The 13,871-nt window shown below is 69.9% G+C and carries 14 protein-coding genes, 1 tRNA gene and 1 pseudogene; 3 read left to right on the top strand and 13 right to left on the bottom strand.

Annotated features, from left to right (window positions below; genetic code table 11):
- From QSG27_RS01885 to QSG27_RS01920, 8 genes and pseudogenes are all read right to left on the bottom strand, one after another.
- Positions 1–324: pseudogene (locus QSG27_RS01885) on the bottom strand (divergent polysaccharide deacetylase family protein); the annotation flags it as partial.
- A 16-nt stretch (positions 325–340) separates the two neighbouring features.
- Positions 341–1,732: a S41 family peptidase gene (locus QSG27_RS01890; protein WP_306703460.1), complete on the bottom strand. Its 1,392-nt coding sequence runs from the start codon at positions 1,730–1,732 to the stop codon at positions 341–343.
- Complete coding sequence (locus QSG27_RS01895; protein ID WP_306703461.1) at positions 1,733–3,169, bottom strand: murein hydrolase activator EnvC family protein; 1,437 nt, start codon at positions 3,167–3,169, stop codon at positions 1,733–1,735.
- 13 nt (positions 3,170–3,182) lie between these two features.
- Entirely contained in the window at positions 3,183–4,748 is a 1,566-nt protein-coding gene (gene gpmI / locus QSG27_RS01900) for a 2,3-bisphosphoglycerate-independent phosphoglycerate mutase (RefSeq protein WP_306703462.1), read from the bottom strand.
- Between the two features lie 132 nt (positions 4,749–4,880).
- Entirely contained in the window at positions 4,881–5,339 is a 459-nt protein-coding gene (gene rlmH, locus QSG27_RS01905) for a 23S rRNA (pseudouridine(1915)-N(3))-methyltransferase RlmH (protein ID WP_306703463.1), read from the bottom strand.
- 43 nt (positions 5,340–5,382) lie between these two features.
- Positions 5,383–5,823, bottom strand: a complete 441-nt coding sequence (gene rsfS, locus QSG27_RS01910; protein ID WP_306703464.1) for a ribosome silencing factor — start codon at positions 5,821–5,823, stop codon at positions 5,383–5,385.
- Positions 5,820–6,437 (bottom strand): nicotinate-nucleotide adenylyltransferase, encoded by a 618-nt coding sequence (locus QSG27_RS01915; RefSeq protein WP_306703465.1) that lies wholly within the window; start codon positions 6,435–6,437, stop codon positions 5,820–5,822. Before QSG27_RS01915 ends, rsfS begins: the two co-directional genes overlap by 4 nt.
- A 103-nt stretch (positions 6,438–6,540) precedes the next feature.
- Positions 6,541–7,821, bottom strand: coding sequence for a glutamate-5-semialdehyde dehydrogenase (locus QSG27_RS01920; RefSeq protein WP_306703466.1), 1,281 nt, complete (start codon positions 7,819–7,821; stop codon positions 6,541–6,543).
- Positions 7,822–8,002: 181 nt separating this feature from the next.
- Here QSG27_RS01920 and QSG27_RS01925 point away from each other — a divergent pair, with 181 nt between their 5' ends.
- Positions 8,003–8,854 (top strand): c-type cytochrome, encoded by an 852-nt coding sequence (locus QSG27_RS01925; RefSeq protein ID WP_306703467.1) that lies wholly within the window; start codon positions 8,003–8,005, stop codon positions 8,852–8,854.
- 111 nt (positions 8,855–8,965) lie between these two features.
- Positions 8,966–9,709: a sulfite exporter TauE/SafE family protein gene (locus QSG27_RS01930; protein WP_306703468.1), complete on the top strand. Its 744-nt coding sequence runs from the start codon at positions 8,966–8,968 to the stop codon at positions 9,707–9,709.
- Positions 9,710–9,728: 19 nt separating this feature from the next.
- Here the strand turns inward: QSG27_RS01930 and QSG27_RS01935 are convergent, their stop codons facing one another.
- From QSG27_RS01935 to rplU, 5 genes are all read right to left on the bottom strand, one after another.
- Positions 9,729–10,412: an HAD family hydrolase gene (locus QSG27_RS01935; RefSeq protein ID WP_306703469.1), complete on the bottom strand. Its 684-nt coding sequence runs from the start codon at positions 10,410–10,412 to the stop codon at positions 9,729–9,731.
- Entirely contained in the window at positions 10,409–11,584 is a 1,176-nt protein-coding gene (gene proB / locus QSG27_RS01940; RefSeq protein ID WP_306703470.1) for a glutamate 5-kinase, read from the bottom strand. The genes QSG27_RS01935 and proB overlap by 4 nt, the downstream gene beginning before the upstream one ends.
- Complete coding sequence (obgE, locus tag QSG27_RS01945) at positions 11,547–12,770, bottom strand: GTPase ObgE (protein ID WP_306703471.1); 1,224 nt, start codon at positions 12,768–12,770, stop codon at positions 11,547–11,549. The genes proB and obgE overlap by 38 nt, the downstream gene beginning before the upstream one ends.
- 160 nt (positions 12,771–12,930) lie before the next feature.
- Positions 12,931–13,209 (bottom strand): 50S ribosomal protein L27, encoded by a 279-nt coding sequence (gene rpmA / locus QSG27_RS01950; protein ID WP_038526273.1) that lies wholly within the window; start codon positions 13,207–13,209, stop codon positions 12,931–12,933.
- Positions 13,210–13,242: 33 nt separating this feature from the next.
- On the bottom strand, positions 13,243–13,560 hold the full coding sequence (gene rplU / locus QSG27_RS01955; protein WP_149468678.1) for a 50S ribosomal protein L21: 318 nt from the start codon (positions 13,558–13,560) through the stop codon (positions 13,243–13,245).
- 208 nt (positions 13,561–13,768) lie between these two features.
- Between rplU and QSG27_RS01960 the strand changes: the two genes are divergently transcribed.
- Positions 13,769–13,858, top strand: a tRNA-Ser gene (locus QSG27_RS01960).
- Positions 13,859–13,871: the final 13 nt, after the last annotated feature.

The raw sequence follows: 13,871 nt of genomic DNA on the forward strand, positions 1-13,871 counted from the left end.
GGACGGGGGTGGGGGGGCCGGGGGCTGCGCCCCCTTCACCGGCACCGCCATGTGGGGAATGGCGGCCTGCCACGCCTCGGTGGTGTGCTCCGCGTTCATCGCCAGCCAGCCGCCCAGCCCGCCCAGCCCAAGCGCCACCGCGGCGTAGGCGCCGAGCAGCCCTTTGGCGAGCGGAGACAGGGGGCGGCGCTCCTTTCGCGCCCGCGGCGGGGCGTCGTCAAGGTCGCCGCCCTTCCGCTTGCGCCGGAGGCGCGCCAGCAGGCCGGGTCCGGAACGTTCCCGTTTCGCGGGCTTCAGGCGGCCCAGCAGGGCGGCGGCGTTCACGGACCCGTCACTCCCCTCAGTTCGCGCGGGCCTGGAACAGGGCGACGCCCCGCAGCAGGTCGAGCGCGCGCGCCAGCTGATAGTCGAAGGGCGGCTGGTTGGGCGCGCCTTCGCCATTCTCCGCGGACGGGGCGGCAGGCGCGTTGCCGTTGGCCGGCGCCGACCCCGGAGCACCCCCCGGAGCCGGAGCCGCGCCGGCGCCCGGACCCGGCGCCGGCTGGGTGGTGGCCGGACGCGGGGTGTCCGGGTTGCGCAGCGCGCCGCGCAGGTCGCTCTCGCGGCGGCGGATCAGCCCCTGGTCGGTTTCCTCCACGCGGGCCGGATGCACCTCGATGTCCGGGGTGATGCCCAGCGCCTGGATCGACTTGCCCGACGGCGTGTAGTAGCGCGCCGTGGTCAGGCGCATGGCGCCGTGGCCGGGAAGCGGGATGATCGTCTGGACCGAGCCCTTGCCGAAGGACTGGGTGCCCAGGATCAGCGCCCGCTTGTGGTCCTGCAGGGCGCCGGCGACGATCTCCGACGCCGAGGCCGAACCGCCGTTGACCAGCACCACGACCGGCAGACCCTTGGCGAGGTCGCCGGGCTTGGCGTTGTAGCGGGTGCCTTCCTCCGCCTTGCGGCCGCGGGTGGAGACGATCTCCCCCTTTTCCAGGAAGGTGTCGGACACGGACACCGCCTGATCGAGCAGGCCGCCGGGGTTGTTGCGCAGGTCGAGGACATAGCCCTTCAGCTTGCCGCCCAACTGCTGCTGGATGGCGGCGATGGCCTTTTCCAGCCCCTGCTGCGTCTGCTCGTTGAAGCTGGTGATGCGGACGTAGCCGATGTCCCCCTCGGTGCGGAAGCGGACCGACTGCACCTTGATGACGGCGCGGGTCAGGGTGACCTCGAACGGCTCGCCGGCTTCGCCGCGGCGCACGGTGACCTTGATGTCGCTGCCCACCGGGCCGCGCATCTTCTCCACCGCCTCGTTCAGCGACAGGCCCATCACCGCCTCGCCGTTGAGCTGGATGATCAGGTCGCCCGGCTGCAGCCCGGCGCGGAAGGCCGGCGTGTCGTCGATGGGGGACACGACCTTGATCAGGCCGTTCTCCATCGTCACCTCGATGCCCAGCCCGCCGAACTCGCCGCGGGTCTGAACCTGCATGTCCTGGAAGCTCTTGCGGTTCAGGTAGCTGGAATGCGGGTCGAGCGAGGTCAGCATGCCGTTGATGGCGGATTCGATGAGCTGCTCGTCGGTCGTCGTCTCGACATACTCGGCGCGCACCCGCTCGAAGACGTCGCCGAACAGGTTGAGCTGGCGATAGGTCTCGGAGCTGTTGTTGCTGTTCACCTGCGCGGTGACGGTGGCGACGCCGGCGCCCAGAAACACCAGGGCCGCGGCGGTGGCGGCACGCTTGACTATCCTCATCTACCCTTGTCCTTTCCCCTCCGGGGCGCCGAAACCGCGCTGTGGATTGATCGGCTGTCCGTGACGTCGAAGCTCGAAGTAAAGATCGGGTGAGCCGTCGGTGGGCATCAGGCCAATCGGCTCCCCGGTGGCCACGCGCTTTCCCACGGCTGTGTCGATGCGGCCGAATCCAGCGATGAGACTATGATATCCATGGCTGTGTTCCACGATCAAGATTTGGCCATAGCCGCGGAACGGCCCCGCGAACACGATCGTTCCGGCCTGCGGGGACACCACCGTCGAGCCGGCACGGGCCTGGATGGTGACGCCCCGGCTGGTGGCGCCATAGCGGTCGGCCTCGCCATAGCGGACGGTCACGCGCCCACCCACCGGCAGACGCTCCCCGGCGGGAGGCGGCGGCGCGGCGCGGGCGGCTTCCGTCTCCGTCCTGGTGCGCCGCTCCGCCGCCCGTTGCTCCGCAAGTCTTTGTTCAGCAAGCCGCTGCTCGGCCAGTTTCTGTTCGGCCAGCTTCTGTTCGGCGGCCCTCTGCTCGGCGAGCTTGCGCTCGGCTTCCCTGCGTTCGGCCTCCCGGCGCTCCGCCTCCAGACGTTCGGCCTCGCGTTTGGCGGCCGCGGCGGCGGCGGCGCGGCGCTCGGCTTCGATGCGGTCCATCAACTGGCGCAGGTCGGCGGCCTGGCCGGTCAGGCGGGCGGTGCGCTGGGCGACCTGTTGCCGCTCCTCCTCGGTCTGGCGTGACAGCTCCTCGCGGCGGGCGACCAGCCGGGCGATGTCCTTCTGGCGGTCGATCAGGGTGAGACGGGCGGCGTAGGTGCGGCTGCGCTGGGCCTCCAGCGACTCGCGCGTCTCGGCCAGCCGGGTCAGCGCCTGGGCCAGCGCGTCGGCGCGGGCGCGCAGCGCCGGCACCGTGTCGCGCAGCAGCAGGGCGGAGCGCAGCGTGTCCACCGGCCCGTCCGGGCGGGCCAGCGCCGCTTCCGGCGGGATGCGGGCGACGCGCTGCAGGGCGGCCAGAAGGGCGGCGATCTGCTGGCGCTCGCCCTCCAGCCGTTCGGACTGGCTGCGCTCCTGCGCCTCCAGCGCGGTCAGCGTGTCTTCGAGGTGGGCAAGTTCGCCTTCCTGCGCGCGTTCCTGGTCGGCCAGACCGACCAGCCGGTCGCGCAGCTCGTCCATCTCCTTCTGGAGCGTCTGGGAGTGGCGTTCGAGCTGCCTTTGCAGGGCCTTGTCGGCCTGGATGTCCTGCTCCACCCGCTTCAGCGTCTGGCCGGGAGCCTCGGTCTGCGCCGCCGCGGTGGTGGGAATGGCGGCGGGAATGGCAAGGACGGTGATGGCCAGGAAGGCCGGCAGCCAGGGAAGCGCCCGCCTCCCCCCCGCGCCGTGCGGAGAGGAGACGGGGAGGGGGAGCAGAGCAACACCCGCCGGATGATTGCGCCCTGCGCCCATGCCCGGTTCCGCCTTATTCCGCGGCGGCCCGCGCGGCGGCGCGGTCGATCAGGCTCTTGCCGGTCATCTCCGCCGGCTGCGGCAGCTTCATCAGGTCCAGCAGGGTGGGCGCGATGTCGGCCAGACGCCCGCTGCGGATCGCCTCGACCCCGGCGGGGCCGTTCACCAGCACCAGCGGCACCTTGTCCAGCGTGTGGGCGGTGTGCGGGCCGTTGGTCTCCGGGTCCTTCATCAGCTCGCAATTGCCGTGGTCGGCGGTGACCAGCATGACGCCGCCCTGGGCGCGCACCGCGGCCTCCAGCCGGCCCAGGCTGGCGTCCACGGCCTCCACCGCCTTGATGGCGGCGGACAGGATGCCGCTGTGCCCGACCATGTCGGGGTTGGCGTAGTTGATGACGACCAGATCGTACTTCCCGCTGTCCACGGCGGCCACGACCTTGTCGGTCACCTCGGCGGCGGACATCTCCGGCTGGAGATCGTAGGTGGCGACCTTCGGCGACGGCACCAGGATGCGGTCCTCGCCTGGATACACGCGCTCCTCGCCACCGTTGAAGAAGAAGGTGACGTGCGGGTACTTTTCCGTCTCGGCGATGCGCAACTGGGTCAATCCGGCCTCGCTGACCACTTCGCCCAGCACCCTGGTCAGGGATTTCGGCGGAAAGATGGTCGTCATCAGCTTGGCGAGCGTGGACGAGTACTCGACCATGCCCACCGCGGCGGCCAGCTTCGGCACGGCGGCGCGCTCGAACCCGTCGAAGGCCGGATCGACGAAGGCGGCCAGGATCTCGCGGGCGCGGTCGGCGCGGAAATTCGCCATCAGAATGGCGTCGCCGTCCTTCATGCCGGTGTAGCCGTCGATGACGGTCGGCAGGATGAATTCGTCGTGGGTGCCGGCGGCGTAGCTTTGCTCGATGGCCTGGATCGGGTCGGCGGCGGTTTCGCCCCGGGCGCTCACCAGCGCGGCGTAAGCCTTGGCGACGCGGTCCCAGCGCTTGTCGCGGTCCATCGCGTAGTAGCGCCCGCTGACCGTGGCGACGTTGACGCCGGGCAGGGCGTGCACGTCGGCCATGAACTCGGCCATCTGGTCCTTGGCGCTCTGCGGCGGCACGTCGCGCCCGTCGGTGAAGGCGTGGATCTCGACCGGGACGCCCTCATGCGACAGCACGCCGGCCAGCGCCGCGATGTGGTCCTGGTGCGAATGCACGCCGCCCGGCGACAGCAGGCCGAGGATGTGGCAGCGCCCGCCGGAGGCCAGCAGGGCCTTGGCGAGGTCGTTCAGGGCGGCGTTGCGCTCCAGCTCGCCCTCGACGATGGCGTGGTCGATCATCACCAGATCCTGGCGGACGACGCGGCCGGCGCCCAGATTCATGTGACCGACCTCGGAGTTGCCCATCTGGCCCTTGGGCAGGCCGACCTCCTCCTCGCTGGCTTCCAGGAAGGCGTGCGGCTCCGACGACCACAGCCGGTCCCAGTTGGGCGTGTTGCCCTGGGCGATGGCGTTGTCCTCGCGCTCCTCGCGGTAGCCCCAGCCGTCCAGGATGCACAGCACCACGGGTCGGGGACGATTGGTCTCGGTCATCACGCTCCTCATACGCCGGTCACGGTCGGGTTGCGGGTCTCGGTCGATGTTTTTGGCGCCGCTGCTTCTTACGCGCAATGCGCCTTGGGCCGGATCAGAAAATGGCACGCCTGCTCACCCGCACAATGGGAGTCATGCGCGGTGATAGGGGTGTCCGGCCAGAATCTGCTGGGCACGGTAGATTTGCTCCGCCAACATGCCTCGCACCAGCATATGCGGCCATGTCATGGCGCCCAAGGCCAAAAGGAAATCGGCGCGCGCCCGCACGGCGTAGCCGTGGCCGTCGGCCCCGCCGATCAGAAAGGCGATGTCGCCCGCCCCCTGGTCCCGCCAGCCGCCGATCTTCGCGGCGAAGGCTTCGCTGGTGATGGTCTTGCCGCGCTCGTCCAGGGCCACCACGATGGCCCCGGCGGGGATGGCGGCCAGAAGCAGTTCCGCCTCCTGCCGCTTCAGCTCGTCGGAGGCGAGGCGCTTCTTCACCTCGACCTCGCGCAGCGTCAGCGGCCAGGACAGGCGGCCCGCATACTCGTCGTAAAGGTCGCGCGCCGGACCGGTCCGTGACCGCCCCACGGCGGCAAGCCACAGACGCATCGGTCCGGCTCCCTCTTCCTGTCGTCCGTCGTCCGCGGGGCCGTCAGGCGCTCATGCGCTCGGCGGAGGGCCGCGGCGTCTCCAGACCCCACATCTTCTCGATGTTGTAGAAGGTCCGGACTTCCGGGCGGAACAGGTGGATGATGACGTCCCCGGCATCGACCAGCACCCAGTCGCACTGGCCCAGGCCCTCGACCTCGACGCCGCGCAGGCCGGCCTGCTTCAGCCGGTCGGCCAGCTTCACGGCCATGGCGGCGATGTGCCGGGTGTTGCGGCCCGACGCCACGATCATGTAGTCGGCGATGCTGGTCTTGCCGGCAAGGTCGATGACGACGACGTCTTCGGCCTGATCGTCGTCCAGGGACTTCTCGACGAGCGCCTTCAGTTCGTCCGGCTGGGGAACGGGAACGGGCGCGGGCCGCACAACGGGCGCGGCCGGTTCGATGAACGTGTTGATGGTACCCACCTCGCGATACAGGGTCACGACCCGCGGGCGCGTGCCCGGCGGATCGCCGTCGCCGAAGCCGGATGCAGCGGGTTGCGGAGGAAAATCCAGGCCGGTGTTTCGGAACCGGCCAACCCCTTGGCCCTGTGCATGCTCACCCGGCGACGGGCATAGCGCTGAGCGGCTATGCCACCAAGCGCTCCTATAGAATAAGTTGGACGGGCGAGAACTGCAACCGGCACCAGCCGGAAGATCCGCGTCCAATGCCGCCAGCGGGGGATTTGCCGAAGATTGTCCGCCCCCATCAGCCAGACGAAGCGCGTTTTCGGGAAGCGCCGCGTCAGTTCCGCCAGCGTGTCGGCGGTGTAGCGGGTGCCAAGCTCCCGCTCGATGGCGGTGATCCGGATGGCCGGATGGCGGGCGGTGCGCCGGGCCTCCTCCAGCCGCTCGGCCAGCGGCGCCATGCCCCGCACCGGCTTCAGCGGGTTCTGCGGGCTGACCAGCCACCACACCTGGTCGAGCCCCAGCGCCTTCAGCGCGTACAGGCTGATGTGCCGGTGCCCCGCGTGGGCCGGGTTGAAGGACCCGCCGAGCAGCCCGACGCGCAGGCCGGCGTGGAGCGGGCCGGAGTAGCGGTGGGGGGATGTCGCCATGGTTGCCCCCACCCTAACCCTCCCCCGCTGCGCAGGGGAGGGAACCGGCTCCTCCCCCTGCGAAGCCGGGGGAGGCTGGGAGGGGGGGCTCGTGGAGGGGGGCTTACGGCCGCGTCTGGCCATCGCCGCGCACGACGTACTTGTAGCTGGTGAGCTGTTCCGCCCCCACCGGGCCGCGGGCGTGGAACTTGTCGGTGGAGATGCCGATCTCCGCCCCCATGCCGAACTCGCCGCCGTCGGCGAACTGGGTGCTGGCGTTCCACAGCACGATGCCGCTGTCGATGCGCTGGAGGAAACGCTCCGCCGCCGCCGGGTCCTCGGTCACGATGGCGTCGGTGTGGTGGGAGCCGTGGCGGTTGATGTGCTCGATGGCCCCATCCACCCCGTCCACCACGCCGCAGGCGATGATGGCGTCCAGATACTCGGTGTCCCAGTCCTCCGCCGTCACCGGGGTCACGCGCGGGTCGGCGGTGCGGGCGGCCTCGTCGCCGCGGACGGCGCAGCCGGCGTCCAGCAGGTCCTTCACCAGCACCGGCAGGACGGCATCGGCGATCCGGCGGTCCACCAGAAGCGTTTCGGCGGCGCCGCAGATCGAGGTGCGGCGCATCTTGGCGTTCATCACCACCTTGCGCGCCTTCTCCAGCTCGGCCCCGGCATCGACATAGACGGTGTTGTTGCCGTCCAGATGCTTGATGACCGGGATGCGGCTCTCCTCGGCGATGCGCTGGATCAGCGATTTGCCGCCGCGCGGGACGATCACGTCGATGAAGTCGCGCATGGTCAGCATGTGGCCGACCGCCGCCCGGTCCGTGGTGGGGACGAGCTGGACGGCGGCCTCCGGCAGGCCGGCGGCGCGCAAGCCATCGGCCAAGCAGGCGGCGATGGCGCGCGAGGAGCGGATGCTTTCCGACCCGCCACGCAGGATCGCCGCGTTGCCCGACTTCAGGCAGAGGCCGCCGGCGTCGGCGGTCACGTTGGGGCGGCTCTCATAGATGATGCCGATCACGCCCAGCGGCACGCGCACGCGCTGGATGGCCAGCCCGTTGGGGCGGGTCCATTCGGCGATGACGCCGCCGATGGGGTCGGGAAAGTCGGCGATGTCCTCCAGCCCCTTGGCCATCGCCTCGATGCGGGCGTCGTTCAGGGCCAAGCGTTCGATCATGGGACCGGTGAGGCCACGCTCCTTGGCCGCCGCCACATCCTCGTCGTTGGCCGCCTGGATCTCCGCCTTGCGGGCGCGGATCGCGGCGGCTGCGGCTCTCAATGCCTGATCCTTCGACGGGCTCGGCACGGTCGCCAGCTCCGCCGCGGCGGCGCGGGCGGCGCGGCCGAGGGCGAGCATCTGATCGTGCAGGGCGTCGGTGGTCTCAAGCAGGGCGGACATCGGTCTCACTCCAGTGGCGCGTGCCAATTGAAAAGGGGCGGAACCATAGCCGATCCCGCGCTCCCGCGGAAGCCATGCCGGCTAAGCCGAAAAGCCGAGCGGAATACTCAACATTCAGTCTGGGCCGCGGATTGTTGCGTGGCTAGCGTTCCTTCATGCGACATCGGTGAGGGAGCCTTTCATGAACGGGCTGGTCCGCCGCGGCATCGCCGTGGCCGTCGTGCTGTTGTGCCTGGGCGGAGCGGCGCGGGCCGAGACGCCCCTGGAACGGGGCCGCGCCCTGGTCAACGGGATCGTCGCCTGCGGCAACTGCCACACGCCGCAGGGGCCGGGCGGTCCGGTGGCGGGAATGGAGATGGCCGGCGGCACGCCCTTCGTGGAGGAGCCCTTCACCGCCTACGCCTCCAACATCACGCCGGACCCGGAGACGGGGATCGGGCGCTGGACCGACGCGCAACTGATCGCCGCCATCCGCGAGGGGAAACGCCCCGACGGCAGTTTGATCGGCCCGCCGATGCCCTTCGGCTTCTACCGCGGCCTGTCGGACGGCGACCTGCGCGCCATCGTCGCCTATTTGCGCAGCCTTCCGCCGGTGCGGCATTCCGTCCCGAAATCCGAGTACCGCATGGCGCTGCCCGCCGCCTACGGCCCGCCGGTCGGCGCGGTGGCAGAGGTGCCGCGTACGGACCCGGTGGCGTACGGCGCGTACATGGCCGGGCCGCTCGGCCATTGCATGGAATGCCACACGCCGATGCTGCCGGACGGCCGGCTCGACATGACCCGCGCGGGCGTGGGCGGGCGGGCCTTCGTGGGGCCATGGGGCACCGCCCTGTCCCGCAACATCACGCAGGACAAGGAGCACGGGCTGGGCGCCTGGACCGATGCGCAGATCCGCACCGCCATCACCGAGGGTGTACGTCCCGACGGCAGCCGGCTGAGCCCGCCCATGGCCTATCACTATTACCGGAGCATGGACGACGGTGAGTTGGGCGCCCTGGTTGCCTACCTCCGTACGCTTCCGCCGACCCGCTAGACTCCACCTTTTGAGCGTGAAATTCCGCACCGCCGAAAACGCAGTACCGTAAGCCTCGCCGAAAAGGCATAGTCCGCGGGCCTTTTTCCTGCCTCCGGACCGTGCTTCCCCATGCTGACCTTGCTGCTGATCGTTTCCGCCTTCTTTGCGGGCGTGCTCAACGCCGTGGCCGGTGGCGGCAGCTTCCTGACCTTCCCCGCGCTCGTCATGGCCGGGGTGCCGCCGCTGAACGCCAACGCGACCAGCACCGTGGCGGTGTCGCCCGGCGCGCTGGCCAGCGCCTACGGCTACCGACGGGAACTGGGCCGGATCAAGGAGGTCAACCTGCCGGCCTTCCTGGGGGTCAGCCTGGTCGGCGGCCTGCTGGGCGCCTTGCTTCTGCTGTGGACGCCGCAGCGGGTCTTCGAGGAGATCATCCCCTGGCTGCTGCTGTTCGCGACGGTGCTGTTCGCCTTCGGCCCGAAGGTGTCGGCCTACATCCGCCGCAACTTCAAGGTCGGGCACAACGCGGTGCTGATCGTGCAGTTCTTCATCGCCATCTACGGCGGCTATTTCGGCGGGGGGATCGGCATCCTGATCCTGGCGACCCTGGGCGTCTTCGGCCTGACCGACCTGCACGCGATGAACGGGCTGAAGGCTCTGGTGTCCGGCTGCCTGAACGCGGTGGCGGTGGTGGCCTTCGTCTTCGGCGGCGCTGTCTATTGGAACGAGGCGCTGATCATGCTGGTCGCCGCCATGGCCGGCGGCTACGCCGGGGCCGCCGTGGCCCGCCACATCCCGCCGCCGATCCTGCGCAAGTTCGTGATCGCGGTGGGCGTGGCGATGACGGTCTATTTCTTCTTCACGAAGGGGTGAGGGCTGGGACGGGCGGCGGTCAATCCGCCGCCATGCGCTCCGCAAGGCCGCAGAGCGCGTCCCAATCCAGCGCCGCCGGGTCCTCCACCACGTGGTCGGCGGCTTCGAACAGCAGGTCGGCGTGCTGGGGCCAGGCGATGGTCAGCATGCCGGCGGCCTTGGCGGAGCGGGCGCCGGTCGGGCTGTCCTCGATCACCGCGCAGGCCGCGGGCGGCACGCCCAGCCGGGAGGCGGCGGCCAGATAGGGTTCCGGGTCCGGCTTGCCCTTGGTCACGTCGTCACGGCTGAGGCCGAACAGGAAATGCGGGCTGCCGATGTGGCGCAGGTTCGCCTCCACCACCCGGCGCCCGCTGTTCGACACGCAGGCTTGAAAAAGCCCCCGCGTGGCGAAGGCATCCACCAGCGCCAGGGCGCCGGCCCGCGCCTCCACCTCGGCGATGCGCTCCAGATACAGGTCGGTGATGGCGTCCGCCCATTCGCGGAAGGTCAGGGCCATGGGGCGGGCGGCGTGCAGCCGTGCGTAGAGATCCGGAAATGCGATGCCCAGCGTGGCCGCGTAGTCCGTTTCGGACATCGCGTGGCCGTGCAGACGGCAGACCGCGATGGTGGCGCGCTGGTGCCAGGGCTCGCTGTCCAGCAGCGTGCCGTCGATGTCCCACAGGATGGCCTGAAGGGGCGGGCGGGCCAGGGCCGAACCGCTCACCGCACCACCAGATCGTCGCGGTGGATCATCTCGTCGCGGCCCCGGTAGCCGAGGATCTCCTCGATCTCGTGGCTCTTGCGGCCGGCGATGCGACGGGCGTCCTCGGCGGCGTAGGCGGTCAGGCCGCGCGCCACCTCGCGCCCGTCCGGCGCCTTCACCACCACGATGTCGCCGCGCTCGAAATCGCCGTCCACGGCGCGCACGCCGGCGGGCAGCAGGCTGGCCCCCTTGGCGAGCGCCGTCAGCGCCCCCGCGTCCACGGTCAGCGCGCCCTGGGCGTTCAGGTTGCCGCCGATCCACGCCTTGCGGGCGGAGGAGGGGGAGGCCGCGGGGAGGAACCAGGTGCACAGCGCGCCGCCCTGCTCGGGCCGCCGCTCCAGCGCCGCCAGCGGGTTCATGCGCTTGCCCTTGGCGATGACCATGCGGCAGCCGGCGGCCAGGGCCACGCGCGCCGCCACGATCTTGGTCACCATGCCGCCGGAGCTGTAGCCGGGCGGCGGCTCCCCCGCCATGTTCTCGATGGCGGAGGTGAGTTCCTGAACGACCGGGATGTGCTGCGCCGCCGGGTCCTTGCGCGGGTCGGCGGTGTAGAGGCCGTCGATGTCCGACAGCAGGACCAGCGTGTCGGCGCTGATCATCTGGGCGACGCGGGCGGCCAGACGGTCGTTGTCGCCGAAGCGGATTTCCGACGTGGCGACCGTGTCGTTCTCGTTGATGACCGGGACGGCCCCCAGCTTCAGCAGCGTGTCGATGGTGGCGCGCCCGTTCAGGTGGCGGCGGCGCTCCTCCGTGTCCTCCAGGGTCACCAGGACCTGGGCGACGGTCAGGCCGTGGCGGGCCAGTGTCTCCTGATAGGCGGCGGCCAGCCGGATTTGTCCGGTCGCGGCGGCAGCCTGCTTCTCCTCCAGCCGCAGCGGGCGCCCGACGAGTCCGAGATGCTCCCGTCCGCAGGCGACGGCGCCGGAGGTGACGATCACCACCTCCTGCCCGCGTTTGCGGCAGGCGGCCACGTCGTCGGCCAGCGCGTCCAGCCAGTCGCGGCGAACCTGTCCGGTCGCGCCGTCCACCAGCAGGGCGGAGCCGATCTTGACGACCAGCCGCCGCGCGTCGAGCAGGGTGGGAAGCAGGGAGGTATCAGCCCTTGGGGTTGCCGCCGTGGTGGTCGCCGTCATCGTCGCCTTCATCGTCCCAATCGCCATCACCCGAGTCGCCATCATCCGAGCCGTCATCGTCCGACTCTTCAGGGAGATCGTCGTACTCGCCCGTCTCCTCGTTCCAGCCCGCATACTCGTCGTCCATCTTCTGGCCGACCGGGGCCCGGGGGATGGAGCGGGTGGCGGGGGCGTGGATGACGTCGGGCTCCTCTTCCTTGGACTCTTTGATGAGCGTGAGCAAGCGGTAAAGCACGGCCTGCACGCCCTGGCCGGTGGCGCCGGACAGAACCATCACCTCCGCGCCCGACGCCGCCTCCAGCGCCGCCTTCTTCTCTTCGACCTCCTCGTCCAGCAGGGCGTCGGCCTTGTTCAGGCCGATGATCTCCGGCTTGTCGGCGAGGTTGCCGCCATAGGCGATCAGCTCGTTGCGGATGGTGGTGTAGGAGTGCACCACGTCCTCCGCCGTGCCGTCGATCAGGTGGAGCAGCACGCGGGTGCGCTCCACATGGCCGAGGAAGCGGTCGCCCAGCCCGTGCCCCTCGTGCGCGCCTTCGATCAGGCCGGGGATGTCGGCGATGACGAATTCCTCGTCGCCCGCGCGGACGACCCCCAGGTTGGGGGCCAGCGTGGTGAAGGGATAGTCGGCGATCTTCGGCTTCGCCGCCGTGGTCGCGGCCAGGAAGGTGGACTTGCCGGCGTTGGGCAGGCCCAGCAGGCCGGCGTCGGCGATCAGCTTCAGCCGCAGCCAGACCCAGCGCTCCTCGCCCGGCCAGCCGGGATGGGCCTTGCGCGGGGCGCGGTTGGTCGGGGTTTTGTAATAGGCGTTGCCGAAACCGCCGTCGCCGCCCTTCAGGAAGACGACGCGCTGGCCGGGCTCCGTCAGGTCAAGCAGCACGGTCTCCTGATCCTCGTCCAGGATCTGGGTGCCGACCGGCACGCGCAGGACCACGTCGTTGCCCTTGGCGCCGTTGCGGTTGGCGCCCATGCCGTGGTTGCCGCGCTGCGCCTTGAAATGCTGCTTGTAGCGGTAGTCGATCAGCGTGTTCAGGCCGTCCACGACCTCCAGCACGACGTCGCCGCCGCGGCCTCCGGTGCCGCCGTCCGGTCCGCCATACTCGATGAACTTCTCGCGGCGGAAGGCGATGGCGCCGGGGCCGCCGTCGCCGCTTTTCAGAAACACCTTGGCTTGATCGAGGAACTTCATCGGGGGACCGTGCCGGCCATTCTACCGTTTGCGCACCGTCCTCCAACCGTGGAAGGGGGCGGTGACCACACCATCAACAAAAGATGGCAACAAAAGAAAATCGGGGGCCGGTTGCCCGGACCCCCGATTTATCCGCTTACACCGTACGGGCCGGACGAGATTACTCGGCCGCGACCGCCGGGACCTCCACCGCCTCGATGGCGACGTAGGTGCGCCCCTGGGCGCTGTGCTTGAAGGCCACCACGCCGTCCGTCTTGGCGAACAGGGTGTGGTCCTTGCCGATGCCGACGTTCTCACCGGGGTGGAACTTCGTGCCGCGCTGGCGGACGATGATGTTGCCGGCGACGACGTTCTCGCCACCGAAGCGCTTCACGCCGAGGCGGCGGCCAGCGGAGTCGCGACCGTTGCGCGAGGAGCCGCCTGCTTTTTTATGGGCCATGGGGAGTTACTCCTGTGACTGGTCGGCGGCCGTTCAGGCGGCGCCGTTGATCCCGGTGATGCGCAGGACGGTCAGGTCCTGGCGGTGGCCGTTCTTACGGCGGTAGTTCTGGCGGCGCTTCTTCTTGAAGACGATGATCTTCGGACCGCGATCCTGGGCGACGACCTCGGCGGTCACGGCGGCGCCAGCCACCGTCGGGGTGCCCACGGTGGCGCTGCCGCCGTCGCTGACCATCAGCACGTCGTTGAGCGTGATGGAAGCGCCAGCCTCGGCCTCGAGCTTCTCAACGCGGATCACGTCGCCATTGGCGACCTTGTACTGCTTGCCGCCGGTGCGGATCACTGCAAACATCGTCGTCACTGCCTATCTCAAAACAAACAGAGGGCCGCTCGCCCACCGTTTGAGGTGCAAGCCCGTTCGTGAGAGCGGGGATTTAACCGATGGGCCACCGGGAGTCAACAGGGATGGTGGCATTTTCGCGTTCATTTTCCTGCAAACAAGGGCTTGCATCGCCCAAGGCTTTTGGGTAGGTTCCGCGCCACCCCGGAAACGGGGCAGCGGATGGGTGGCAGAGCGGTTGAATGCACCGCACTCGAAATGCGGCATACCCGCAAGGGTATCGGGAGTTCGAATCTCCCCCCATCCGCCACTCTCTTTCGAGC

Origin of the sequence: Azospirillum isscasi, assembly GCF_030849505.1 — a bacterium.
GTDB classification, from domain to species: domain Bacteria; phylum Pseudomonadota; class Alphaproteobacteria; order Azospirillales; family Azospirillaceae; genus Azospirillum; species Azospirillum isscasi.